Here is a 25,783-nt window from a genome sequence, read left to right as displayed (position 1 = left end):
GTGAACCGCCTCGTCCGCTTCCTCTTTGCCGGCGGCGTCGGTTTCGCCGCCGACGCTGCGGCACTGTGGCTGCTGCTGGCCGTCACGCCGCTTGGGCCGTTCGTCGCCCGCCTCCTCTCGATCGGCTTTGCGCTCACCGTCACCTGGCTGATCAACCGCCATTTCACCTTCTCGCCGTCAAGCCGCGGCATCGCAAAAGAGGGCGCGCGCTATGGCGGCGTCGGCATCGCCACCAGCATCGTCAACTATCTCGTCTACTCAGCCATCCTGCTTACCTTGCCGGCGATGCCGCCGCTGGCAGCCCTTGCCATCGCCTCGCTGATCGCCATGGCGCTGTCCTTCCTTGGCTACTCCAGGCTGGTCTTCGACCGCTGAGGCGCTGGTCCGAGGAAGGTGACCCGCGGAGCGCATGACCCCGCGAGCCGCATTGACTGCATGAGCCTACGCTGGCGCAAAGCCCGAAGATACCGCCGCTCTTACGTCCTGCAAGGATCGCATCTGACGGCCATTGACGAAATTGTCGGGGGACAGCCAGGCATCAAAGGCCGCGCCGGCGACCGACCATTCGCGTGCCAGCATCGAATACATGCAGATATCGCGTGCGTGGCCCTTCAGCACCAATCCGTCGCGCAATATGCCCTCAAAGGCAAAGCCTAACCTGTCGGCCGCTCGCCTCGATTTCGCATTGTCCGTAGTGCACGTCCACTCCAACCGCCGATAGCCGAGGTCGTCGAAGATGTGCCGCATGATCAGGAGGAGAGATTCGCTGGCCGCGATCGTCCGCTGCAGCGCTGGCGAGAAGAGCACGTAGCCCAGCTCAATCACCCTGTGCGCCGGTCTAGCCTCCATCAGACAAAGCCAGCCGACCGGCCCCGCCGCTTTGGTGCGTAGCGTCAGGAATGTGCGCGATTGGTCGTTGAGTATGGCGCCTACATGAGCCCGGAAAGACTCGATCCCGTCGAATGGTCCCACCTTCATTTCAGCCCAGATTTCGTCGCGCTCGCGGGCGTGGGTGAGCCGGAAGATATCCTCCGCATCTTCAAGGCAGAGTGGGGCGAGGCTGATATGGTTTCCGGTCAGCGTTGTCGCCGAAGGCAAAGTAGCGCCGCCTACCGAATTCGACATTGCAATCCAACTTTCCTGCGTGGCCATCTCCCCTCCTGTTCAGACTTGGATCTGCCCCTGCCTCGTCGCCCCTGGCTTTGAGTGTCTGCACGACGCGTTTGTGAAGCGATGCCTGGTAGCTGTCGGCGAGTGGGTGCGCGTAGACGACATTGACTTTCATTCACGGTTCCCCCGGCGTAAGCGTATATTAGCCAATACTCAATCAAAGGAAATTGGCTGAGGGCCGAACCGCGCTGCCTTGACAGCCGCCGGCCGGGTCAGGTCGTCGAACCCGACAAGGGGATGAGATGCGTATTGCAGTGATGGCCGCCGGCGCCATCGGCGGATATTTCGGCTCGCGGATGGCAGCAGCGGGGCACGATGTGTTCTTCGTCGCGCGAGGTGCCAATCTCGAGGCACTTAAGGCGAACGGATTGAGGATCCAAAGCGTGCTCGGCGATCTGCACCTGCCGAATCCGAATGTTACCGACGACCCTGCCTCGATCGGCCCGGTCGATATCGTGCTTTTCGCGGTGAAGCTCTGGGATACCGAAAAAGCGGCCGAGCGGGCGCGTTCGCTCGTTGGGCCCGCCACGCGCGTAGTTACCCTCCAGAACGGTGTGGACAGCATAGAGCGACTGAGCCCGATCCTCGGCGCCGGGAATGTGGTTTCCGGCTGCGCCTATATCGCGGCGACGATCGCCGCGCCTGGCGTGGTGGCGCATACAAGCAAATTCGCGCGCCTCATCTTCGGGCGCGCGGACGGCAAGCCTGACGCAATGCTGAAGGCCTTTGCCGATGCCGCCTTGGCAGCGAAGCTCGACAGCGCATTGTCCGATGCGATCGAGCGCGAGAGGTGGCAAAAATTTGTTTTCCTGATCGGGCTTTCTGGAGCGACCGCAGCGACCCGCAAACCTCTTGGCGCGATACTTGGCGATTCCGACACGCGCGCCTTCTTCTACAATCTCATGCGCGAAGTGGTGGAGATCGGTCGCGCCAAGGACGTATCGCTGCCTGCTGATTTCGCTGACGACCGGATGAAGTTCGGCGAAGCCTCGCCACCGGGCTTCAAGGCATCCATGCTGCATGATCTGGAGCGCGGCAACCGGCTTGAACTCGATTGGCTCGCGGGCAAGGTGGTTCAACTCGGCCGGGAGTTCGGGGTCCCGACACCGGCGAACGATGCGGTTTATGCGGTGCTCAAACTACACCGCCCGGGCAGATTTGCCGCAGACGACACCCAATAGGGCTGGGCCAAGCAAGCGCGATTGGCAGACGCCGCCGAGTTCCGTATATCGGCACCTTGCCTTGCCGCAATTCCGGACGCTACGCACTTTTGCTGGAATTGCTTGATCCCACCGGAGACACGAGATGCCGCTGAAAATCGCCGTCCAGATGGACCATGTCTCCACCGTGTCGATCGCCGGCGACACGAGCTTCGCGCTGTCGCTGGAGGCGCAGCGGCGCGGCCACCAATTGTTCCACTACACGCCCGACCGGCTGTCGCTGCGCGACGGCAAGGTGTTCGCCCGCATCGAGTCTATGCAGGTGCGCGACGAGAAGGGCAACCATTTTTCGCTGGGCGAGCAGGTGCGTACGGATCTCGCCGAAATGGACGTGATCCTGCTGCGCCAGGATCCGCCCTTCGACATGAATTACATCACTACGACGCATATTCTCGAGCGCATCCACCCGAAGACGTTGGTGGTCAACGACCCGGCCTGGGTGCGCAACAGCCCGGAAAAGATTTTTGTCACCGAGTTTTCCGACTTAATGCCGGACACGCTGATCACCAAGGACCCGGCTGAAGTCGCCGCCTTCCGCAAGGAATTCGGCGACATCATCGTCAAGCCGCTCTACGGCAACGGCGGTGCCGGTATCTTCCATCTGCACGAGGCCGACCGCAACCTCGCCTCGCTGCTCGAAATGTTCGGCCAGATGTTCCGCGAGCCCTATATCGTGCAGCGCTATCTCAAGGACGTGCGCAAGGGCGACAAGCGCATCATCCTGATCGACGGCGAGCCGGTGGGCGCCATCAACCGGGTGCCGGCCGAGCACGATTCCCGCTCCAACATGCATGTCGGCGGCCGCGCCGAGAAGACCGAACTGACGGCGCGCGAGCGCGAGATCTGCGCCCGCATCGGCCCGTCGCTGAAGGAACGTGGCTTCATCCTCGTCGGCATTGACGTCATCGGCGACTACATGACCGAGATCAACGTGACCTCGCCGACCGGCGTGCGCGAGGTCAAGCGTTTTGGCGGTGCTGATATTGCCAGCCTGTTCTGGGATGCGGTCGAGGGCAAGCGCTAGGAGCGCAGGACCGCTTGCCTCTTCCACTGGGCGGAATTGCGGAACAAACGACCGTCACACCGACGACGATCGCATCCGGCTCTCACTTAGTTCCGATTTCAGAAGGCGCTCCGCCAACTTCTTCAACACCACTCGATCAACCTTATCCGTGGCGCTGAGGGGCATCTCATCGAGCAAGAAAACGCTCTCCGGTGCCTTATAGCCAACGCTGGCGCGAGCGAAATGGATAAGCTCCTGTGGGGTTGGCTGCGCGGCGCCTGGCTTGAAAGTTACGAACGCGTGGACATTTTCGCCATGGACGGTGTCAGGGACCCCGACAACTCCGGCGATTGCCACCGCGGGATGCCGCATAAGCGTTTCCTCGACGTCCTGCGGGCTGATGTTCGAGCCATCGTGTACGATGATCTGTTTTCGCCGCCCGCAGAACCAAAGGTATCCGTCCTCGTCTATCTTCATCACATCGCCGGTGTCCAGCCAGCCATCCCTGATGGTTGCACGCGTTGCTTCTGCATCACCCCAATAGCCGACCATGTTGCATGGCGAGTTGATCCAGAGGCGCCCCTGAGCGCCGGGAGGCAGTTCATTGCCGTTATCGTCCCGGATGGATATCTGGTAGCCGACAATCTGACGCCCGATCGAACCCGCTTTGTTGAGCCCGTCAGGAGGGTTGATCGTGGCAACTCCAATTTCAGACATGCCGTACAGCTCATTGACGGACAAGCCGCTGAGCGCAGTAACTTCGAGCGCCAGCTCGAGCGGCACTTTATCGCCGCCGGCACAGAGCAGTCTGAATGACGAAAAGTCTTCGCGCCTGGCATTCTTCGCCCGAACCAACCCGAAGAGGACCGAGGGCAAAGCGATGAGTATGGTTGGGCGATGCTCGCGCAGCATCGACAGGAGCCCGGGTCCATCGAAGCTTGGCGGGACGACGACACGAGCGCCGGCTGCGAGTCCCATGAGGGCGTCCAGGAGCGCTCCGATGTGCGACATGGATCCGCTTAGCAGAACGATGTCGTCTGCCGCGGTTTGGCAGCCCTGTGCGAAGCTGGCAATCATACTGCCCAGACTTTCGAAACTATGGGCTACGCCCTTTGCCGGGCCGGTACTGCCCGAAGTGAAAAAGATAACCGCAGGATCAGTAGGCGCAGGCATAGGCGAATTTTCGGGCGCGATCGGGCTCTCCAACAGCGTCGCGAAGTTTGAATGGCGATCGTGCTCGGAGCCGTAGTCGATGACCCCAAGTGGCAAGTCACGCGCGACACTGGAAGCGATGTCTTCCTGACGGTCAACATGGGCCAACAGCGCCCGAGCGCCGCTCGTCTTGAGTCCATGATCGATCTCGGGAGGCGTGTATCGGTAGTTCAAGGGTACTGCCACGATCCCCGATTTGAAGCAGCCCAGATAGTGAATCATCAGCGCAGCGCTATTGGGCATGAGCGACGCAATTCTATCGCCCGGCTTCAGCCCATAGGCCAGCAAGCCAGCGGAATAGCGTTTGCTGGCGCCCTCGAGTTCTTGCCAGCTCAAGCTACCCTCGGGGGTGACCAGTGCCACATCATCCGGTTTGCGCTTTAGCCCAAGGTCGAGCAGGCGTGGTATTGGCTCGCCCTGCTTGGCTCCTGACCGAGGCACTTCGTTCCCCCAATGCCTGCCGCCGTATTGACGACGCCGACGTTAGGATATCTCACTCGCTGGCTGAGAGAAAGAATTCAAGGCGCGGCCAAGGTGTGTCCTCGCCCGACATTGCGCGACCACCGTCCCAATGCGATCGAACGCGAGATCTACACCCGTATCCGCCATACGGCGCCGCATGCCGCCCACCGCGTCTAGACCACGAAGAAATCGTCCGCGGTGAGCCATGTGCCCGGGCTTATGGCGGCGAACTTGACAGCCGCTGCGCCGCCCGCCCCGTCCACATCGAACAGCAGATCGCCTGTCGCGTCGTCATAGAGAATGTGGTCGCTGTCATCGATGGCCGTCTTGCCGATCGCGAAGACCGCAGTCGAAAGCGGGCCGGCCGACAGCCCGACGAATACGGAGCTGTCCAGCCGGAACACATCATCTTGCGCATCGAAGTCGACGATACTGTCGTAGTTCGCCGGCCCAAGCGCTTCGAACACGAAGACATCCCTGCCCGCGTCGCCGGCCAGCCGGTCGCGGCCGGCACCGCCGTTGAGGATGTCGTCGCCGGCGCCGCCCCGCAGGTCGTCGGTGCCGGCGCCGCCGTCGAGGAAATCGTCGCCCACGTCACCGCGAATGCCGTCCGTGCCCGCACCGCCGCTGATCTCGTCATTGCCGGCGTCGCCCTTCAGCCAGTCGGTCCCCGCGCCGCCGATGATCGTGTCGGCACCGGCGCCGCCGAACAGCTGGTCGTGGCCGGCGCCGCCGTCGAGCGTATCGTTGAATGAGGTGCCGGTGATGCGGTCGCCGCCCCCCAGCGCGTCGATGAGCACGGCACGATCATGGCTTCCATAGTTCACGGTGTTCGTCGCGTCGGTCAGCGTGACGGATTCGGCCGGTGGCGTGACCGTGATCGTAATCGTCGCCACATTGCTGTTGCCCTGGCCGTCTGTGGCGTAAACCGTAAAACTGTCGGTGCCGACGAAGCCGGCCTCGGGCGTGTAGTCGAACAGATTTCCGCTCAGAAAGTCCGCATGATAGTGCAGGCTGGTGCCGACGTGACCTTGGTGAAACGGGTAGTGGTTGCCGTCGAAACGCGTGCTCTGCTCAAAACTGCCGTGGTCCGGCCCGTCTACAATGATAAAGCTCAAGAGATCGTAGTCGGCATCGGCCGCGCTGAATTTGACGTCGTCGAGAAATTGCCCCTGCGAAACCGACACATTCAGGTTGGCGGCTGAGGGCGCATGATTGACGAAGGTGTCGGGCTGAAGCGCGCCGCCGGCCAGGATGATCTGATGCTGGCCGTACTGGGTGTTTTCGCCACCGAAATAGTCGTTCGCCCCGATCCATGTCACCGTGATGCTGTCTGGGCTGTCGGCGTTGACAGAGACGATCCGGGCCGACAGGAAGGCCGCCTGGTCGGACACGGTGCGGATAAAATTGCCTTCGTTGTCGAAGACCTGCGTTTCCACCGTCGTCCAGGTCTCGGTCCTGCCCTCATGGGTGAAGCTGGTGATGGTGAAGAAGCCGTCGAAGACATCGACGGAAGCGAGATCGATCCCACCGAATGGGAAATCCGGCTTTGCCCCTATCGGGCCGATGACGTCGCCGTCGGTTTCCGCAATGCTGAAAAGGACCGCGTCAGGGCTTGGATTGGGATTGTCGGGTTCTTTCCATACGGTGAGTTCACTGCCATTGCTTAAGGTCGGCATCCTGGTCTTCCTCGCCTTTGCGCCTGGACGCGCTGCGGATGTCCCCCGATCCAACGATACCATGGTACGCGAGTCGGATCGGTGACAAAGCCAACTGGCTTTTGCCGTTTTCCAATGTGGTTAATTCTGTCTCCCGGGTGGGGCGTGTGAAGCTCGGCCTCGCTTGGTGCCGCAAAAGCCGTGCGCTGTCGGAAGGTGGCCTGGCGGCCGCGGGCGCTCCTCTGTTCCCGTAATGTTCTTGCCTAACCCAAAAATCTATGCTTGTCTTCCTTTGACGTCGCTCACGGCCCGGTTGCATCGGCTTTGAGCGAGCCTGTATCCGGGGGCAGAGAAAATGGTGGCGCGGGTTCGCACGGTCGCTTTCCAGGGCATCGAGGCCGTGCCGGTCGACGTGCAGGTGATGATCGCGCCGGGCAAGGTCAACATGCAGATGGTGAGGCGGATTAATTTTCCTTCTTTCGGGTGACGAATGAGGAAGGATAGCCTGCGTTGAGCTTAGATCGGGGCCGGTCTACATAGCTCGTATGGATTCTGCAAATTCCAAGCCTCTGGCATATTCGTACATCCGAATGTCGACAGACATTCAATTGAAAGGGGACAGTCTCCGTAGGCAACAACAGGCATCCAAGCTCTACGCGGAGCAAAACGGCCTGGATCTCGTTGAAGGCTTCAAGCTTGAGGACATTGGCATCTCGGCGTTCAAGGGCCTGAACGTATCATCAGGCGCTCTCGGCAGATTTCTCGATCTAGTGAAGACGGGGGTGATCGCCAAAGGGTCGTTCCTGCTGGTCGAGTCTCTGGATCGCATCAGCCGTCAGCAAGTGCTCGATTCTGTTCCTGTGTTTTTCGACATCGTCAAAAGCGGGATCAATGTCGTCACCCTCGCTGACAACCATGTCTATAGGGCTGGCGATACCAATGTTGCCGACGTGATCTACTCAGTCGTCGTGCTTGGTCGAGCTTATGAGGAGTCCAAGACTAAGAGCATGCGTATTGGAGCAGCCTGGGAAAACAAGCGGAAGAATGCTAGTCAGAAGAAGGTCACCAAGGTCGCCCCGGCATGGTTGTCATTGCGAGAAGATCGATCCGACTTTGATTTGATTCCTGAACGTGCTGACGTCGTCCGCCGGATTTTTCAAATGGCAGACACCGGACACGGATCATACGTGATTGCACGACAGCTGAATCAGTCAGGCGTGGCGACATTCACTAAATCCAACGGCTGGCATGAGTCCTACGTGACCAAGATTCTGAACAGCCGTGCTGTGCTTGGCGAATTCCAACCTCACCGGTATGAGGAACATGGGGAACGCGTCCCGTCGGGTGATCCGGTGTCAAACTACTTTCCCAAGATCATCGACGAAGGTCAGTTCCTTCGAATTCAGGCATCTCGCCGAAAAAGGCTAGTCGAGGGAGCGGGACGAAAAGGACCGGAATACCGCAACCTCTTCACCCAAATAGCCAAGTGCGACTATTGCGGCGCACCCATGAGGTTTGTGAACAAGGGGCTCCCGCCGAAGGGGTCTCAAACCCTAAGATGCACGAATGCGGTACGCAATCTTGAGTGCGTGAGCAGCAGCTGGACATATTCCGACTTCGAGACGTCGTTTCTGTATTTCGTTAAGGAGGTCGACCTAACCGCCACCTTGAAGGCGGCAGCGGAGAAGTCGGAACGCGCCTCGATTGAACAGCAAATCGCGGCCGTTGAGGAAAAGATTCATCAGCTAAAAGCGAAGCGCGAATTGATATTCGAAATGTTGACCGAACCGGGGTCATCCACCCCTTTTATCAGGAGCAAGCTTGATGAATGTGAGGCGCAAATCGAGTACGAAGAAGGGCAGATTGGCGATTTTCGGGCGCAGATATTGGATGCCGAAGCAATGCCAGTTATCACTGCCGCCGAACTAAGATCGCTGATCGACGCTGTTCAGGATATGTCCGCTCCGGACATTTTTCACCGCCGTGCTGCAGTGGCTAACCGTCTTAGAATGATGATCAGTTCATTGAGGGTGGCGGTCGAGGGAACCCGTCCGAAAACTAAGCGGATCAAGGATTTTCTTGCAAGCGAGAATCTTGACCCGATTGAACATCATAAGTTGCTCGACTACGTCGACCAGTCCAACAAAGAGGGACAGCGGTACAATCGAAGCTTCACCGTCGTTCTAGCCGACGGAATTTCACGCAGAATCGTGCTGAACAATGACGACCCAACGGACTTCATCGCTGAGGTCACCGTCGATGCAGCAGGCAATCCGGCTGGCAGCGAACGTGGCATCGACCTGGAAACGCTATTCCGCTTGGATTAGAGACATTAAATTCGCACACGTTGCACACCTGGTGCGTTCCTCCGAGACTACTAGAGTGCTGCGGACGACTTTGAATTCAGCAATGAAGGTGACACGTGTCGAATCATCGCGCTGCGTATGACTTCTTTGAGAGTGTTCAACACCACCTAAACGGCAGGTTGCCAGGCCCAATCCAACTCAAGGCAGAAATATCCGCGCGTTGGGACAAGCCTAAGGAGGAGAAATCACCGCAGGAACTTCTGGCCTGCAAAGAGAACATCTTCATTTATCATTTTGTCTTGCCAGAGATATGGAAGTGCACCGCGACCGTTGACGGCATGAATCCTTCGATGGCAAGGCAGTCCATACGCTGCGAGTACCATTCAAAGTTTCCCCATATTTCTTCGGCGAATGCATATCGCGTTCAGGGGTACCCCTTTCCAAAAAACTTGGGGGTCTCGCAGAAGGACATTTTTGCAAAGTGGACAAAACAGAGCGGTGGCATCCCCATAAACCAAGCGTACCCAGATTTTGCCCTTGGTCATCCGTTTCCATTTCGAACGGTTTTCGACGGAAAGCTCTTCGAGGACGGAAGCTACGAGGATGCCAAACGGGCTCTGGTAGCTGGGGTGTATGAGGCCGCTTTCTATCGCGGCCTTCCCGCTAGCAGTCCGCTGGGGACTGGTTGGGGTTACGATTTCGGCTGTCTCTTAGCCTACGACGCTTCCGACGGCGCGCACCTTCAGCATGCGTGGAATTCGATTCGTCATAAGCAAACGTTCTGGAGCGATGCCAACGTATACGTCATGATACTTCGGGGTGCCGACTAACCACAACATCGCGATGCACTACGAACGATCATCACACGAGCTAAATGCCATCCCGAGATCGGTAGAGGGTCGGTTCACGCTACTCCCTTGATCTCCGCCGTGAAAAGACGGCGGCCCACTCGGCAAACCTGTCCGAGTCCGATAGCGCGCGCGACGGGTGACTCACACACTGGTGGGAGATACGTCGACTCTTGAACACGTTCTGAAACCCGCCAGCCAATAGAGCTTTGTGAGCATCGTCGCCCATTGTTACGACAGTCTGCAGATTGGGCATATTGTCGATCGTGTGTCGAACGACGGGAGCAGACAAATTGAGCGCCTCGTCGCCGGCGGGCAGCGGACCTCTAACGAGCCCATCATTTCGGAGAAGAAAGCAGGCAGATATGTAAAGAAACCCGCAATCTGTATTGTTCGCTGCTGGGCTCAGAAAACCGAAATGTTTGAGAGTTTTGACCAGATTGCGGTTCGTGGGCGCTTCGGGCTTGTGGCTGTAAGGGCTCTTTATTCCGCGTTCGATTGCTTCTGCAACATAGGACGACGGGTAAAAATCCTTCGCAATGAGCAGATATCTCCCGCTCCAGTCACCGAGGAGAGTCTCGGTACCCCACAGATTTCGTTGTCGCAACTTGAAAGAAAAGACATTCGTGTATAGTGGATGTTCAATTTTCATGATCCATTTTGGAATGGGCGGCGTTCTGAATTCTGTCATATCGTGTCCCCTAAGCCGATCGATTATTACCTTACAACGTCATCCCGCCTGTTTTTTTAAGATTGCCAAAGCTCCTGTTACTCAACTGACCAATCCAGGGTATTCGCATCGAGACGTGTTGCGCACGTGGTCCGACGTTGGCTACCGCTCACCTTCACCTCGCCACCTCGCCACCAATGCGGCAGTCTGCTGCTGCAGGAGCGCGTCATTCTTGCTTTGAAATTCCGTCAACTTCCGTTTGAGGCGCTGGCTTTCAGCCGCCAGTGCGGTTTCTATGGCTCCTGTATGAAGCGCAGTCTCGAGTGCACGGCAGCCTTGGGACGGAAAGCGGAAGACTTCTGGTGGGGGATAGGGGCCGACTCGCGGACTGAGCCAGCACCAGCCGAGTGGTAATTGGAGCTGCGGTGGCCACTCCTCCGCCTCTGCCTGCGAAAGGAGCTGTACAAAATGGCTGACGGAGCCCGGATCTAACGGGACGAAATATGTGCTCCACTCTGCGCCGGTCGGCGTTTCCGGGCCGAGTAGCGGATCAAACCAAATGCCGCCATCAAGCGTCATTCCAAACCAGTCAGGATCGCGTTCTAAAGGGCCAACGGGCGATGTTGGATCGAGCAGATGCGAGGTGTTATTGGTTGCATACGCGCCAGCGACGAGCTCCCAGCCAATTTTCCCAAATCCTGCAACTCTCCGCCAGCCGCTCTCAAAGCAGGCAGCAACTGATCCGACGTAGTGGTCGAGATCGCTGAACTCCAGATCGACGTCCGCGCGAGCGGAGAGTCGGAAAGATGATAGATCGAAGGTGAGGTCGCGGGGCTTACCGCCGGTGCTAAGCTCGACGTGAGTAGTCACCTGAAACAGCGGCCCCATATCACCGGGTCGGCTGCGAGGACCAACTGCCAACGAAATGTCGCTTGAAAGAGTTATCTCTGCAGCAATAGTTTCCGTAGGACCGAACACATGGCCGCGATAATCCCTGGCCGGAAATTTATCAAACTCCGATTGAACCATCTCGGGGGCACGGTGACTGGGCTCGCATTGAGCGGCGACGTCGGCGCGTGACATTTTGCGGGCCGCGATCGGGTCCTTCTCGACATCCAGTGGCCCACGCAGCGTAGCGCGGTGTACGCGGATTAGCGGAACCGCCGGAACGGGCACCTGTCCCGCTAGGTCGTACCAGTAATCGTACGCGCATTCGCTAGCCGGTATATCGCTCGGTCTGAGCGCAAATTCGCCCGAAAGGTCCACAACAAGACCACGTTTTTGGATAATTTCAAAATAGTCGATAAGGGACTGCGAGCGGCTCACTGAACCGGCCATCTCTTGTAGGAGCCAGCTCAGAACCGCCACTGGCTCGTCTATCGGAACCATCGAGGAGAGTTCGTCTACGCCTGGAACTTGCACCGCACAGTCCTGAGAACGACGAAATTTGGTTTCGCGGAAAGCGTCAAAAATCACATCGTCGGGCTCCTGGGAGAGCAGGCGGGAAAGCGCTTCGAGCATAAAGACGTAGGGCTGGATCTTTCTCACCAGCGGGTCTTTGCGAGGCCTCTTCTTGATGTCAGCTGGTGGTAGCTCATGGTTTTCACGAAGCCGATCGAATTTGCGAATATTTCGCCCACTTTTGCGCAGCTCCCGTTCGATATCGACCTGTGCGATCCCTCGAAGTTTGGCCTGCACTATCAGCTTGTTGACGACCTGCGCTGCCGCGATCTCGCCATCGCGTTCAAACTTTGCGTTGGGATTCTCGGCAACCGCCCGCACATTAGCAAGGAGTTCCTGCCGGTTTCGTGCAAGCTCTTTCTGGTGATCCTCCGGGTTTCGGGTACCGGAATGTGGACGCCACTTCGCCAATTCTATAACATCTGCACACATTCTTTGCCCCTATCTGCCCGTTCTATAGCGCCGACCACATCGTGATCGTGCGGGCGTCAAAAGTGTCACCAGTTTTCCCGTTGTGTCGCTCACTATCAGGCTGAAGCTCGCCAGTCCGTCAGAACCGCGGATCGATCTGGCCATCTGATGGCTAATTCTCAACAGGCGACAGTTCCCCCCAATAGGGCGATCGATGTCCGCATATTCCAGAATAGTGCGGAGGCGCTTACTGCTAAAACCACGCTGCCGGCACCGGGCTTCTGCATGTTTCGAGTTTTTCATCACGCGCCCTCCGTTTCAACACGACGGAGCGTCTCAGCTGTTGGGACAATTGTCGATAAATTTTTCAGGGATTATGCATAATAACACTGGGAGAAAAATGGGGAATCACTGGGAGATTCCGCAAAGAAAACCCATGACACTCATCCATTGACACCTATATGCGAGCTAATTTGTTGGAATATCGGCAGATTTTTCAATTTCAACCCGATGTTGCGCCGCCGATGGTCGGGTGTGTGCTGATTGGTTGATTTTGTGCGGGGGGCGGGGATCTCGGCAGCAATCAGCTATAAATACGTACGCCATCTCCAAACCGCTAATACCCTAGAACCGCATTTATCCTTCAGAACCATCCGCATTTCACATCGGTTTTCGATCTGTGCCGACGGCTATCCTCGCACGGCTTCAAACATCCAAACGCAATTTCCGCCCATCAATTTGATGGGTTTATACCCATATGACAGAAGTCCAACTCACATGCTGCAAAGACACTCACACGCCTCTTCACACTCCATCTCATCTCAATATGCATCCTGGTTCGATGACAGGATCGAGCAGTTCATCGAAGCTCACAAAGGCAGATTCGAACCACCCTCATTCTTCAAACGACGGAACGGGTTTTTCATCACGATCTCATTCGATCACAGCAGTCGCAAGCAGCGGCTGGAAGGTTCCGACCTGATCAAAAGTCCCAGTACCAAAACGGAGATGGACACGTTCACCGACCTGTACAACGTGATCTGCCGCGACCTGGTCGGAAGGAACTACCATCGACCGTCATTCCACGACCTGAAACCTCTCGCGATCGGTTGTCTGGATATGAACGGATCTAGATACTGGAGATCGATGGGAGAGCTTGAGAACGCTCATATCCATTCGATCTGGATTTTCACCGATCAAACCAGAGATGGATTTCAAAAGTTATTAGCCGACAAATCACGTCTCCTATCCATCAAAGAACGGTTCTCGATTCGAGAATTAGATATCCAGCAGCTTGATCATGACCATCGAAATTCGACGGGTGACAGTCGTGCATCCTCGTACATGGCCAAATTCATGGTGCACAATAATCACGAGCTGAAGGTCGCTGACGATTTCAGGGTGCTGCCGTTTCAGGTCGAGAAAACGATCAACTGAGGCAGGGTGCAGGCAGGGTGCTGGGAGCCTGGAGGCAGAATAACTCCGGGTGGGATCGGGCGAGGTCGCAAAACGACGAATTTCGATGAACGTCGTGACACCCTGCCCTGATTTCTGGAGTTCAAAAGAGCCCTGGTAAACCCTGCGTGTGTGTCTTGGTGGTCGGTTCTCAACGAATAATCTCCACATATAACCCGCCTGAGCCCGTCCAGTTTTCAATCCTCATCGTCGCCATCTTCATCATCGTCGTCGGGCTGCTCCTCGAGGCCGTCAACACCGACAACTTCGATCCAATCCCAATTCTTAGCTGTGACCTCGGCCGTGAAGCGTTCCATCATAGGAATGGGGATCTTGTATCCTGGCTTTAGCAGGTCAACGAGATCACCGATCCTGACGACCTCCGCCGTGAAGGCAAAATCGAACGCCTTGGTCTGAATTCCGCGCATATTCGATGCGGTCACCTCGACATCGACAACGAACGGGCCATCATGGTGAGGATCGATCGTCGCAATCCCCCCGAATTCCCAGCTGCGACCATGTCTGAAATCGGCGCAATGGATCTCGATTACCGGACCACGGTCGGGACCAATAGCAAACTGCATCTCATGCCTGCCGACGACAGATGGACGAATTGAATTTAGATCGAAACGGATGCCATCAAGGAGGTCCGTTTTTGGCCTAGGGGCAGGCGGGCCGAATATCGGGTAACAGGTGAAGCGATTGTGGAGGGAGCCACCCCTGCCTACCAGTCTGAGCACCAGGCTCTCAGCCTGCAGATTACCGATGTTGCTGAGACAGAAAGTGAAGGGAACTTGAGCGTAGTGAACCTCAAGGAACCGATGGACAGAGGCAGTGTATCTCGGAACGATCTTGGTCAGATAATCGCGATACCGATTATCGTAGCTGTAATCGCGACGGAAGTTGAATGGAGAATCGTCCTCCTGGCTGGGGTTCTCTCGGATCACGCGTGATGCGATGACCTTCTTGGCATTTTCAGGCATTGGTTCGATGCGGAAAAGCTCTTGAGGCTGAGCCAGGCCAAAATCCAATGAGACCGCGATTTTAGGTTGCGCCGCTTCGAACTCGCGAACACGTGCTTTGAGCCGCTCCGCTTCCTTCTCAATGGGGCTGGGCTCCGGATCCAGCAACCAGTGATCAGGCAAGCGGCGGCACTTAAGGCCGTGGCGAGACGCAATCGCCATCGGGTTAGTGTCATTGGTTAGCAGCAGCTTGCGTTGATCAGGTACATCGACAGTGTGGAGAACTTGGGCAACAACACGATCGTCACCCTCGCCGGGATCGAGGGTGTCATAATGATCCCAATCGATACGTTTGTGACGGGCGACGGCGATAGCGACCGCCGGAGCGCCTCCAGTTATCGTGTGGGGAACTCCAGACTCGGCAGCATGGGCTATTAGCCGATTGAATGCCCTCGCGCGCTTACCAAGACGCCCGTCACGCTTCCGCTTATCGATTTCGGAGTTTACCTGCGGAACGATCAAGATGAGGATGGGGCCGGTTGGATCGATCTCGTGCCACGGCATCGTTTCCAGGGGTTTGCCTTCAAGGGCAACCATGCTGTCGATGAAAACGACAGACGAATAGACCGCGTGATCGAAGCCTGATTCCATCCATATATTTTACGCGTTTTCCTCACTCGCTACTGGTAAATTCCTGACAGGTCCACTATTTGCTGACCACCAGCAGCGGAGGGACCAGGTTGGGCACAGCTAACGAGCAAACATATTTCGCCACGATCGATCCAAACGATCCGCCCGTTAGAAGTCCTAATCCGGTATGCTGCCAGCAATTGGCAGCCGCCTTGCCCGAGCCACCCAGCTAAGCCTCGTCTTGTGAATTCCAAATGAGCCGTTCGGAGCAATCTGTCGGCCGTTTATTGTTCGTCGACACACAGGACCCGATACATGACGGAATGGCTTTCCAAACCGCTCTACGTCTCCATAAATCAGCGCCTCATCAACAAAAACAGCTCGAAAAACAAGGGCAACTACAATCACTTTCAACCCAATACGCTGACCGCTCGGGAACTCGCCGAGCAGATAAAGTCCGGATTTGCGTATTCCTATGTGTTTCGGGGCGACAAACGCTCCAAGAAAACCTTTGTTGAAGCGAACATAGTCTCCGTAGACGTTGATCATGGGATGACCCTTGATGAGGCGTTCAAGCACGAGCTGGTCAGCAAATACGCGACGATCGTATATACGACGTACAAGCACACGACCGAGGCCCACCGCTTTCGAATTGTTTTCGCGCTGGAGCAGCCAATACACTCCCTTGAGAAACTGGAGGTCTTGGCGTCGGCTTTGGCAACGCGTCTCTCAGGCGATCCTATACCGACGACCAGCGCAAGCCTGTTCTATGGAAACACCAACGCCGATGTTTGGTTGTTCAACAATGGCCTTCATTCCGAGATTGCAGACCAGTTAATCTCTGAGGCTCCTCGCGAGGACAAGAGAGCCACACGCGATCCCAGTGCGCTTGCGCCGACCACAGCCTCATCCACCGGCGTTCTTGATCTGGACCTGATTATCGAGACCGCAGATGGACGGAAACTGACAGCACGAGAGATCAGCGAAAAAACGCAGGTCCTCTGCCCGTTTCATGACGACGAAAACCCGTCGGCGATCTTTAACATCACACAAAGTGGCAGACGAAACATCTACTGTTTCGTCTGCAAGGAGGTATTTGCCGAAAGACATCATACGCCAGGCTATGATTTCCACGGATTTGAGACTGCAGTCCTGTCGCTGAAGAAGGGAGAGCAGCCACAAATACCTGAATGGGTGGCTGAAATCGCAAAGTTGGCCCTCCTCGACGCAAAAACGGTTGTGACGAACACAGGGTTTGTGCAGGATTTGAAACCTGCCGCTGGTCTGACCTTCGTCAAAAGCCCTAAATCCACTGGCAAAACTACGGCGCTGGAAAAGTTAGTCGCGGCTGTCCCCAAGGCGCGAATTCTCCTGATCGGCCATCGCAGATCCCTGATCAGGGCAATGTGTCGGCAGTTGAGGCTGGACTGCTACCTGGACGTCAAATCAAAGGGGGACGCGTCGCGCCAAAACCGGTTTGGTGTGTGCTTGGACAGCCTCCGCACCATAGATATGAAGAAGACATATGATTACGTCCTAATCGATGAATCTGAGCAGGTTCTCGCTCATTTCTTTTCGGACACAATGGCCGACAAACGACCGGCCATTCTGCGCCAATTGATTAGCATTATCGGCAGGGCATCAAATGTCGTGGCTTTGGATGCAGACCTGTCTTGGGTGTCCTATGGGTTTCTCACGGACTGGTTCAACCGACGTACAGTTCGGCCAGTCTCCATCTGTTTGAACCAATATGTTCCCGCCACTCGGCCAGCTGCGCTTTTTCAATCGCTGAACCATCTCATCGGAGATCTGGTCACAAGCTTGCGGGACGGTAAGCGCTGTTATGCGGTCTCGAATAACAAAGCCTTTATTGACAACCTCTCTGCCGCCGTTGCGTTGAACGATCCGGAAGTCAAGGCTGTAAGCATCACGGCTGATACAGTGCGGACCAAAGGGGACTCAGCTTTAGCGTTCATAGGCGACCCATTAGCGCAATCCCGTCGGTATCAGTTGGTTCTCTCCTCACCAGCGCTCAGCTCTGGAGTGGACATCCGGTTTGAGAATAAGGAACAGTATTTCGATATCGTTTATGGGTTCTTCCATTCGATAACGACAAACCACCTTGATTGTGACCAACAGCTTGCTCGCGTTCGCGACCCCGGTAGTGTCAAGTTGTTCTTAACTCCGGAAACGCAAAACTTCGAAACGGATGTCGACGTGATCTCGATGGAGTTGCGAAACTCAAAAATATTCTCATATCTCCCCACCGAGTTTCTGGACGACGGAACGGAGACGTTCGCAGAAAGTGATGATCTCCTTCAACTTGCGCTCCCAGTCCACGCTTTAAATAGAGCATCCAAAAACAGGTTCCGGGACAATTTCTTGGAATACAAACGCCGGACTGGTTGGCAGTTCGAATACATCGCCCCGGACGCCGGTGTATCGGATCTCGGTGGAAGTTACCTCTCGGTTGGTAAAGCCGAGGCGCACGATCGCTACGTCGAGCGGTTGATGAATTCACCAAAGCTCACTGACTATGAAATCGACCTGCTGAATCGCAAAAAACGTGCCGGCGAAAAGCTAACCCTTCTGGAGGCTGACAGCATCCGTAGGGCATACATCGAGCGCTTCTATCGCCGTGAAATCTTCCCAGGGCTGATCGAATTGGACAAAGAGACGCGACTTCGTGAAAAGGTGCGAGCGTTCGAACAGGTCATTGATATCAAATTTATCGATGTCGACCACGCCGCGCTGCAGGCTCGACTTGTGTCTGGCGGTGCAGCAGCGCTCGTTACACCAGATGACAATGTGAAGATTTTTTTGCTCAGGGAGGCGCTTTCTCGTACGCCAGTTTTCGATGGTCGAAATTTTCGGTCAGACGATTGGTTTCACAGAAGCGATCTTCATCAGTTTCGTGATTTCATAGTAGATAATAATGCAGTGTTTGAAGCTCAATTTGGCAGGACATTTGGCAACGTTGTCACCGAAAACGAGACCAAGGTGCTTTCTGACCTCCTGAAATACGTGTTCTTGCCCTTGAAGAGGCAAAGGAGGACTAATCCTGATGGGACGAGGCCCATCTTCTACAAGTTGAATGACGTGAAATTGACTGGTTTAATCAAGTTATCTGCAATCCGAGCGAAAAAAGGGGTCGACTATGGAGATGAAGTGGAAGTAACCCGGTAGGAGTACCATCAAAAACGAGGAGTTTCTTTAAGCAAAATGGTCGATTCCCCTATCCCCTATTTCGGCATTTTTGAATATATCGATCCCACCGTGTGAGGAATCTCGTCTCTTTTCAACCTGGAAGGCCGTTTCCCCTATCCCATCTCCCCATGACTTCGTGGCCGGCCTTCTCGTTGACCTTCTCAGTCGTTCGACCGGATGCCCGCGTCGATCAACAAGGAAGGAGATCACAATGGCATTCGAAGGATTGAAGCTGGTCGCCACCCCGAAGCAGGACGCATCGGACCCCGCATCCAAGCGTCGGCAAAGGCTGGTCATGCAGATCGACCATCAGTTGTATATGGCCGAACCGGAAAACCAGGGTCGCAAGTTCCGTGGCCGCTGGTGGACGATCGGCATCGATGGCAAGCCCACGCTGGCGATCAAGTACGGCAAAATCCCCCTGGAGCTTGCCAAGGGCAAGCATGCGATCGCGTGTGCCGATATCGCAGGCGTTGTCGATGCCCAGTTGGCGACCGTGTCCGAGCAGGTCAGGGCTCGGTTCAAGAAGGGCCGCTGACTTCACCGAAACCTCTGACCTATCCCGCCTGAAACAGCGGGATAGGGTCGACTTTAGCCGGCCCTTTTGCGTCCGGGGCTCAGCGTTGAAGGAACGACTTCGCCTGGCTCAGGCTCCCGAAACAGCTGTGAAATGTGGATATCGAGCGCCTTCGCAATCTTCCCCAATGTGGTGATCGTAGGGTTGCGCATTCCACGTTCGAGATAGCCCACATAAGCCCGCTCGACACCTGAACTGTAAGCAAGATCGTCCTGAGAGATGCCGCGTCGCACTCTCAGCTGCCTCAGATTCCAAGCTACCAACGATTGGACTTCCATCCATAGGAAGCAATCATTTGGACTTGTCCGAAACCACGTAATATAGGACCATGATATTGATTTGCGCGACGGCGATTGGCCGTTCGAGTTTTGATTTCAGAACCGTTGGGGGACCACTTGGAAGAAGCAGCAGCTCCAGTAAGCACGATCGACTGCCCTTATTGCGCCGAGCCGATCAATCCCAAATCCAAGAAATGCAAACACTGCGGCGAAATCCTCGATGTGCAAATGCGTGAAATCGAGTTCCTAAAGAGCCAGAAGCATGCTCCTCACGTGTTTATGAATGCCGGCGGAGGGGCGGCAGCCGCGGCTGCATCAGGGGTCGGAACCTTGAGACGGTTTCCTCACTGGTTCCATATCCTGCTGTCGATCATTACCAGTGGCCTTTGGCTACCGGGCTACCTGTTGATGTATCTGTTTCGAAATAAGCGGTACTACTATTGACGGGCGCAGCCCCACGGATCCTCCTACCGTCAAACCTTCCGCAGCCAAAAGATCTCCACGTTAACGGCGGGCAATACCTGTTGGCGGCGCGAGTCTCCGCGACGTGACCGCCTCAGTAAGGATAGGTTGCAAGCAGAAAACCGGCTCGCCGCCGAATATAGGAAAGGTCATGGGCTGCCAGTCAATTCGATCATAAAAACGTTGTAGAACGGAGGGCATGGCTATGGTGTCCTCGAAATGTGCGGACGCCTCCTTTTCGTTTTGATAGAAGACGGTTCTGAGTTGACGGCGCTGACCTGACTTCGGCTCAAAGATAACGCCTGAAATGATGGCGCCCGCACTAAGATAGTTGGCTAAGAAGGTTCGGTCGGTAACCCGACACTCCTCTACCTCTAAGGACATCCCGAAGCCCTGATTGGTGACTACCAATGGGATAATTCTTAGGTTTTGCAACTGCTCTATAGGAAGACACAGCGCGTTGGCAGCCACATCTCGGCGTTTATCAAGGGCGGCTGCCTTACGTGTCGCTTGGAGCGCCGCTTTCCTCAATTTGCCAAAGTATTCCTGGCGCTCGAACGGATCTGCCGGAAACAGCCAGCATTTGACCTCACCGACGATGAGTATGTTGCCCAACTTGATAAGGATGTCGATTTCCTCAGGAAATTCGCCCTTCTTAATGGAATGCTCCGCGCATCTCGATGTCGGCAAGAGCTGATTGCGCTCGATAAGCTCCCGCAACTCCGTGCGAGTTTGGGTCTCATAATCACCGCCGCGAGCGCTCCTTGCGAGAGAGTCGTCTAAGCCGCCCTTCTCCAGCCAAGCCTCCACTTTGCGCAGCGGGCTACTCGCAAGAAGAGCCCCATAGCTCAAACCGAAATTCTCTTCAGACGGAATGGCTACCAACGGTGCGGTCCAAAGTCCCCTGTGTCCCTTTGCCGTTCCCCGTTTCGCCTGGAAAGTTAGGAAGTCGATCACGGCAAGCCCCGTATCTACATCCAAATCCAATGCCCGTTGTAGGATATCGAGCAATTCACTGCGGCTAACGGTCAATGCGAGATCGCGGGCTTCCTTCGCCGCCAGCTCGCCCACCGGTAACGGAGGCTTCATTGATGCTGCGAGATCGGCGATCACGTGCCAAGCCTGCAACAACAACTTTGCGGTAAGAGGAGCTACTTTGGGCAGAATACGATCAAGAAATGGCGCTAGGTAGCTGCCCTCAAGTGCAGCCTTATCTGTCACATACCGGGAGGGAATGTGGGACCGGCATTGAGGCTTTCCGATCCGGATCGTCCGATGGCGACCTCGGCTACTAACTTCTGTGACGGTACGCGGCAACGAGTGGGCTTGTCGCATCTTCGGTGTCATGGTTGGCCAGGAAGCGAAATCAATCAGGGGTATATTGCCCATGTTCTCTTCATGACGAACAAGGTTGGCCTCGATAAGCGTTGCAAAGTGCCGATCGCTAGGCTGCCAACAAGGCTTGCTGTTCATTGCATCAAACTGCCAACCTTCCCAATAGGCCTGGTTCCACATGACGTTCAGCTGACGTTGTATGCTGTACTTCTGAATGGCGCCAATGCATGCGCCGGAAATGTCGGGCGGAGGCTGAGAAGTGCCTGTTGTCGGCAATGCCGCCGCGTCAAAAATCCAGTTCTCAACTAAGTCTACAACGCTCTCTGTCAGACCGTCGATGGTGACCTTTCTCCCTGACTGATCAGAGAGGATTCTTGTCTCTCCAAGGCTGATGGGTGTCTGTTTGTCGCGGCTTGACCAATCATCAGCTTGCAGTTCGAGACCAGTCCGAAACTCCCTGTTGGTCGCGGCAAGCGCAAGCACAGTCCAGGTTCCGGCATTTGCCCAAGCCGGCGGAAGGTTCGCGAAGCTGGACCGCAGCATTTCGGATTGCGCAAAAATCCAAAGCGCTGACATCATCAACCGTGTGTCTTCGGGCGTCTTGTCGCCAGAAGCAGAGTCGTAGGCGGCCTTCCAGAGATTGACGTCGAAAGCGGCGCTGGTGGGTGACTTTAAAGTTCTAACGGCCGCTGCAAATGACGTCGTCCGACCGAGCATCGCTAGTCCTTCTCTGCAGGGGTAATTGCGCCGCTGTCTAGCACAGCCTGGAACCAAAGTGCCCCCTATTATCTGACATCACTAGCCGCAAATGATGCCCGGTGTTGATCAGGCGGTGTCACCACCTCATGAGCATACCGCAAGAGTTCGCACAGGCCGATAATCGCCTCGTCAATTCCTGCCTCGTTCCTCTTGTAGAAAACGCGTGTCCCAACCTTCGTTGCAGAGACCAATTTGGTCTCAGTGAGCCAACGCATGTGAAGGCTGACAGACTCTTGCGTGACACCAAGCCTGCCGCAGATCAGCTTGTTCGTCAGCCCGGTCTGTCGCGCGTTGGGAACGTCTGGGAAATTCAGCTCCGGCCAGTTAAGAAAATCCAGGATCTTCAGCCTGCTTTCGCAAGCCAATGCCTTGATGACGCGAGGATCCATAGCCGTTCTCCATCAGGTGGTCCGATGGATGGCGCTATCCCCAAGGGTTCGGCTATCGACAACGGCGAAGTCGGCTGGTCGAAGATTTTAACCGCGTTAGTAGTGGAGATCGGCCTGAGTTCGGTCAAACACCGTTGTCCTTCCTGAACCGACAGAAGACGCCCTCCGTAACAGGAGGTATCCAATGTCACAGCAGGATCATACAGGTGTGGGTCCCAAGGCCTTCGACCAGGCCAAGCTTTTCCAGCTGAACTTCAATCCAACGCACAATTCGGTTCTTTCCCTCGTTGCGGGACCGTTTGCCGATCGAGTGATCAAAATTTGGGGCAAAGATCGGGTTCACGAATATCTGGCCGCACCGGATGCCCGCCGGCACGTCTGGAACAGTTGGCTTGCGGCACAGCCGAGCGCCGACGATGCTTACACGGTTCTGTCGCGCGCTAAGTCAAGCCAGATCGTCCAGAAAGGATATGGTTTATGCCCTGCCGGGATGGTGAGCACCTTGGGACGACTCGGCCCTGCATCGAGAACGGTCAAGTTCTACCCAGCGCTGTTCAAGGTGATCGCCTCTGGAGGCCCCTTGGCCCAGTGGCTGTTCTACCAGAAGGAAATCCCAAACGAGTTGGTGTTTGTGCTTTCCCAGCTCGATGACGACGGCCTCTCGCGAAGGGCGGTTTCCAAGCTAATTGGCAGGTCGGTAAAACCAAGACTGTTTCGCGCTGTTATCTGGTTGATCCGCCGGCTGGTGGCCCAGTCAGGCGATTCCAACGCAGTGGATGCCGTCCTGAACTCTAACGATCCGGTCCAATCGGCTCGAAAATTGGCGGCTCAATTGCCATTTCCACCGGCACCCTGGCGCCAGTTAGGTTCACTTGAGCCGGTGGAGAGCCCGGCCATCCTGGCATCGCTGGGCAAGAGCTTTCGAAACTGCCTATCTGATCGCAACCGCTGGATTGATGCTGCCATTTCGGTTCAAAGCGGTCGCCGCTACTATTATTATTGGACCGGCGAGCAGCCGGCATTGCTGATGTTCGCTAGGTGCGGGGCGCTGGGATGGTCGCTTCAAGAGGCTGCAGGCCCAAGCAACACGCCGATACACCCCGACACTGAAATGGAGATCCAGAACGCACTGTGTTCAATCCCGAATATCTGGCCGATCGACCTGCACTACTCCAGCGCAGTCATGTTTGACGACTTTTGAATCGCTACCTCTGCTTCTTCTGACCCCTACGGATGATGCGGATGAGTCGGGAGTCGCCTCCCGGTCGATGCCAAAGCACTCTACATTTACGGTGGTGATGCCGGGATGGCAAAACGCGGCGAATCTCATTCCTGCCATCGACCTACCGTCTCAGATTACGAGCCCCTTTTAGTGCCGGGCAGTCTATCGTCGTCACGCTTCTTCCAGCAGAATATCAGCCGGAATGTGTTACGCTTGCAGCGTCAGAATGGGTTATGTGTTTTCGACGAAAAGACCGCTCCAATTCCTTCTATCTTGGACCGTTCGAGAGCACCAGCGAGGCCTTCAAGGGAAAGCGGTTCCTTGCTGTCGATTGCGATATTGGACTGACCCAGCGCACGCATTTCAATGTCTTGGGAGGCCTCTTGTCCAAATATCGCTACTGAGTTTGCCTCAATGTCCTTAAGCACGTCATTCGCCGACTTCGAAGAAGGTTTAAGCTCTATCAACAGACGATCGGAGGTCGCATTTTCGACCAGTATTCCAGTCGGCGTAGCGCTTCCATTGTCATCGTTGGTTACCAATTGAGTATGATCGCGCAGCACTTTGAACGAGGCCATTGCATCAATAAAGGGAAATTGGAACCCCGAGGCATCGTCGGCGATTAGATGCCCGCCCTGCTTCAAAGCCAGTTCGATATCCTGCGAAGATCTGTCGGGAAAGCGTTGCGAAAGAATTGCGAATACTCCAGCTGCGACAGCAGTCGCCATTGACGTCCCACTCTCCTCATGGAAAGTTCCATCGTTAAACGAAGAGTAGATCCCAACGCCCGGCGCTACAGCGTCAATTAGCCCAACGGTTGACCGGTTCGATTTAGTCCAGATTTTCCCGACCTTAGTCGAGGCTGCAACAGTGAAAGCTGTACTTATGCATCCGGGCTCAGCCACGCCTAGAACGTCGCCGTGGTTTCCGGAAGCGATAAAGGTAGGAATCCCCAGACCCCGAAGATTGTTGATTGAACGCGTTAGAGGACTGGTGGTATCGCATGGTGTCGTGCGCCGGCCACTAGCAAGGCTCATGTTGACGGCAACGATCCTAGGTCCAATCTTCATTATGCGGCGCTGAAGCTCGATAAACTGAATGTATTCGAGCGCCCGTATTAAAGCTGGATCGGACGTTTTCGCGCATGGGGCTGGGAAGCTCGACGAGCAGTCGATAGAGTTTTCGTATTTACTGTACACCTGGATGGCCGCAATTGACACGAGGGGGTCTATACCTGAGATCGCCCGCCTCGCATTGCGCGGATCGGGCACTGGATTGCCCGCGATAATTCCAGCGATGTGATTGCCATGTCCGCAGCCCGAGATAGATGAGACGCAAGAAGGCGCCGAATTAGCGGAGAGATCTGTAACATAGCCACCATCATCTTGCCCGCCCACGCATAGGGACGTGATTCCCTTCGCAGGAAAATTCTCGGAGAAGCATGCCTGGAGGACAACCTTTCCCGACAGAAAAGGATGGCTTGAGTCCACGCCGGTATCTATCACCGCAACGGTTGGTTTGTCAGCCGGCTGAGTGCCGGCTGTGGCCTGCTGCAAAATTTGCGGATTTGCCGTGAAGAAATCTCCTACCCCTACAAGCTGTGATGATTCTATTAGCGCGGGCTCGTAGGTGTTTATCGGGGACACCAGCTCGACGCGTTCGTCAGCGAGCAGTTTGTCTAGCCCCTGACCATCCACAGTTACAACAGCTGCATTGCCGCTTCCAATGCTTCTGACTGCACCACTTTGGTCGGCATCGAGTTGCAGCGATTGAGCAACGAACTTACCCGAATCCGAAAACCCTGAGTACGCACTCGTTCCGGTCTCGCCCTCCGATTTGTAAATGACAATCACTTCAGCGGCACCGGTTCGCCCGATGCTGTCACGAATGGGTCCCTGCGATTCTTGCGCCGCTAGAGAAGAGATGTTGGCCAAAAACAACAACATCGCGGCAGCAGCTCGACGCTGACCTAAACAAGCGCAGGTCAAGTACAGGGTTCGATTGCGATTTTCTTGTGACAAGGAGGCGCCGCGCCTTTTTACGATAAGAACGACTCTTTCGAAGAAAACTAAAAACTGGATGAGTA

General features: G+C 55.8%; 20 protein-coding genes and 1 pseudogene. 11 read left to right on the top strand and 10 right to left on the bottom strand.

Features of this window, described 5'->3' with window-relative positions; all coding sequences use genetic code 11:
* Positions 1 to 375: a GtrA family protein gene (locus AC1DX6_RS01630; protein ID WP_477310584.1), complete on the top strand. Its 375-nt coding sequence runs from the start codon at positions 1 to 3 to the stop codon at positions 373 to 375.
* A 66-nt stretch (positions 376 to 441) separates the two neighbouring features.
* Here AC1DX6_RS01630 and AC1DX6_RS01625 read toward each other — a convergent pair whose 3' ends face one another.
* Positions 442 to 1,152, bottom strand: a complete 711-nt coding sequence (locus AC1DX6_RS01625; RefSeq protein ID WP_477310582.1) for a GNAT family N-acetyltransferase — start codon at positions 1,150 to 1,152, stop codon at positions 442 to 444.
* A 260-nt stretch (positions 1,153 to 1,412) separates the two neighbouring features.
* Between AC1DX6_RS01625 and AC1DX6_RS01620 the strand changes: the two genes are divergently transcribed.
* Both AC1DX6_RS01620 and gshB read left to right on the top strand, forming a co-directional pair.
* Positions 1,413 to 2,351, top strand: a complete 939-nt coding sequence (locus tag AC1DX6_RS01620) for a ketopantoate reductase family protein (RefSeq protein WP_477310580.1) — start codon at positions 1,413 to 1,415, stop codon at positions 2,349 to 2,351.
* A 124-nt stretch (positions 2,352 to 2,475) separates the two neighbouring features.
* Positions 2,476 to 3,414, top strand: coding sequence for a glutathione synthase (gene gshB / locus AC1DX6_RS01615; protein ID WP_477310578.1), 939 nt, complete (start codon positions 2,476 to 2,478; stop codon positions 3,412 to 3,414).
* Between the two features lie 54 nt (positions 3,415 to 3,468).
* Here gshB and AC1DX6_RS01610 read toward each other — a convergent pair whose 3' ends face one another.
* A complete protein-coding gene (locus AC1DX6_RS01610) occupies positions 3,469 to 5,046 on the bottom strand; it encodes a class I adenylate-forming enzyme family protein (protein ID WP_477310576.1) in 1,578 nt (525 codons plus the stop codon).
* Positions 5,047 to 5,240: 194 nt separating this feature from the next.
* Positions 5,241 to 6,746, bottom strand: coding sequence for an Ig-like domain-containing protein (locus tag AC1DX6_RS01605; RefSeq protein WP_477310574.1), 1,506 nt, complete (start codon positions 6,744 to 6,746; stop codon positions 5,241 to 5,243).
* A gap of 334 nt (positions 6,747 to 7,080) precedes the next feature.
* Here AC1DX6_RS01605 and AC1DX6_RS01600 point away from each other — a divergent pair.
* From AC1DX6_RS01600 to AC1DX6_RS01590, 3 genes and pseudogenes are all read left to right on the top strand, one after another.
* Positions 7,081 to 7,182, top strand: a pseudogene (locus AC1DX6_RS01600) (ATP-binding protein); the annotation flags it as partial.
* An 88-nt stretch (positions 7,183 to 7,270) separates the two neighbouring features.
* Positions 7,271 to 9,052, top strand: a complete 1,782-nt coding sequence (locus tag AC1DX6_RS01595) for a recombinase family protein (RefSeq protein WP_477310572.1) — start codon at positions 7,271 to 7,273, stop codon at positions 9,050 to 9,052.
* A gap of 95 nt (positions 9,053 to 9,147) precedes the next feature.
* Positions 9,148 to 9,861, top strand: coding sequence for a hypothetical protein (locus tag AC1DX6_RS01590; protein WP_477310570.1), 714 nt, complete (start codon positions 9,148 to 9,150; stop codon positions 9,859 to 9,861).
* 79 nt (positions 9,862 to 9,940) lie between these two features.
* Here the strand turns inward: AC1DX6_RS01590 and AC1DX6_RS01585 are convergent, their stop codons facing one another.
* Together AC1DX6_RS01585 and AC1DX6_RS01580 are read right to left on the bottom strand one after the other, a co-directional pair.
* Entirely contained in the window at positions 9,941 to 10,570 is a 630-nt protein-coding gene (locus tag AC1DX6_RS01585) for a hypothetical protein (RefSeq protein WP_477310568.1), read from the bottom strand.
* Positions 10,571 to 10,711: 141 nt separating this feature from the next.
* Positions 10,712 to 12,442, bottom strand: a complete 1,731-nt coding sequence (locus AC1DX6_RS01580) for a hypothetical protein (RefSeq protein ID WP_477310566.1) — start codon at positions 12,440 to 12,442, stop codon at positions 10,712 to 10,714.
* A gap of 522 nt (positions 12,443 to 12,964) precedes the next feature.
* Here AC1DX6_RS01580 and AC1DX6_RS01575 point away from each other — a divergent pair.
* Positions 12,965 to 13,858 carry a hypothetical protein gene (locus tag AC1DX6_RS01575; protein ID WP_477310564.1) on the top strand — a complete coding sequence of 298 codons (894 nt, stop codon included), beginning with the start codon at positions 12,965 to 12,967 and terminating at the stop codon, positions 13,856 to 13,858.
* 215 nt (positions 13,859 to 14,073) lie between these two features.
* Here AC1DX6_RS01575 and AC1DX6_RS01570 read toward each other — a convergent pair whose 3' ends face one another.
* Positions 14,074 to 15,489, bottom strand: a complete 1,416-nt coding sequence (locus AC1DX6_RS01570) for a PIN domain-containing protein (RefSeq protein WP_477310562.1) — start codon at positions 15,487 to 15,489, stop codon at positions 14,074 to 14,076.
* A gap of 294 nt (positions 15,490 to 15,783) precedes the next feature.
* Here AC1DX6_RS01570 and AC1DX6_RS01565 point away from each other — a divergent pair, with 294 nt between their 5' ends.
* Both AC1DX6_RS01565 and AC1DX6_RS01560 read left to right on the top strand, forming a co-directional pair.
* Complete coding sequence (locus tag AC1DX6_RS01565) at positions 15,784 to 18,654, top strand: plasmid replication protein, CyRepA1 family (protein WP_477310560.1); 2,871 nt, start codon at positions 15,784 to 15,786, stop codon at positions 18,652 to 18,654.
* A gap of 232 nt (positions 18,655 to 18,886) precedes the next feature.
* Positions 18,887 to 19,213: a hypothetical protein gene (locus tag AC1DX6_RS01560; protein ID WP_477310558.1), complete on the top strand. Its 327-nt coding sequence runs from the start codon at positions 18,887 to 18,889 to the stop codon at positions 19,211 to 19,213.
* Positions 19,214 to 19,266: 53 nt separating this feature from the next.
* Here AC1DX6_RS01560 and AC1DX6_RS01555 read toward each other — a convergent pair whose 3' ends face one another.
* Positions 19,267 to 19,530, bottom strand: coding sequence for a helix-turn-helix domain-containing protein (locus AC1DX6_RS01555; protein WP_477310556.1), 264 nt, complete (start codon positions 19,528 to 19,530; stop codon positions 19,267 to 19,269).
* Between the two features lie 117 nt (positions 19,531 to 19,647).
* On the opposite strand from AC1DX6_RS01555, the gene AC1DX6_RS01550 reads away from it, so the two are divergent.
* Entirely contained in the window at positions 19,648 to 19,974 is a 327-nt protein-coding gene (locus AC1DX6_RS01550; RefSeq protein WP_477310554.1) for a hypothetical protein, read from the top strand.
* A gap of 60 nt (positions 19,975 to 20,034) precedes the next feature.
* Here AC1DX6_RS01550 and AC1DX6_RS01545 read toward each other — a convergent pair whose 3' ends face one another.
* Positions 20,035 to 22,044, bottom strand: a complete 2,010-nt coding sequence (locus AC1DX6_RS01545) for a hypothetical protein (RefSeq protein ID WP_477310552.1) — start codon at positions 22,042 to 22,044, stop codon at positions 20,035 to 20,037.
* Between the two features lie 68 nt (positions 22,045 to 22,112).
* Complete coding sequence (locus AC1DX6_RS01540) at positions 22,113 to 22,475, bottom strand: ArsR/SmtB family transcription factor (RefSeq protein WP_477310550.1); 363 nt, start codon at positions 22,473 to 22,475, stop codon at positions 22,113 to 22,115.
* Between the two features lie 184 nt (positions 22,476 to 22,659).
* On the opposite strand from AC1DX6_RS01540, the gene AC1DX6_RS01535 reads away from it, so the two are divergent.
* Positions 22,660 to 23,676 (top strand): hypothetical protein, encoded by a 1,017-nt coding sequence (locus AC1DX6_RS01535; protein ID WP_477310548.1) that lies wholly within the window; start codon positions 22,660 to 22,662, stop codon positions 23,674 to 23,676.
* A 242-nt stretch (positions 23,677 to 23,918) separates the two neighbouring features.
* Here AC1DX6_RS01535 and AC1DX6_RS01530 read toward each other — a convergent pair whose 3' ends face one another.
* Positions 23,919 to 25,718 carry a S8 family peptidase gene (locus AC1DX6_RS01530; protein ID WP_477310546.1) on the bottom strand — a complete coding sequence of 600 codons (1,800 nt, stop codon included), beginning with the start codon at positions 25,716 to 25,718 and terminating at the stop codon, positions 23,919 to 23,921.
* Positions 25,719 to 25,783: the final 65 nt, after the last annotated feature.

The sequence above is a fragment of the Mesorhizobium sp. P2_C4 genome, from assembly GCF_056404575.1.
Note: the sequence above shows the minus strand (reverse complement) of the source record. Positions and strands in the feature narration are given on the sequence as shown.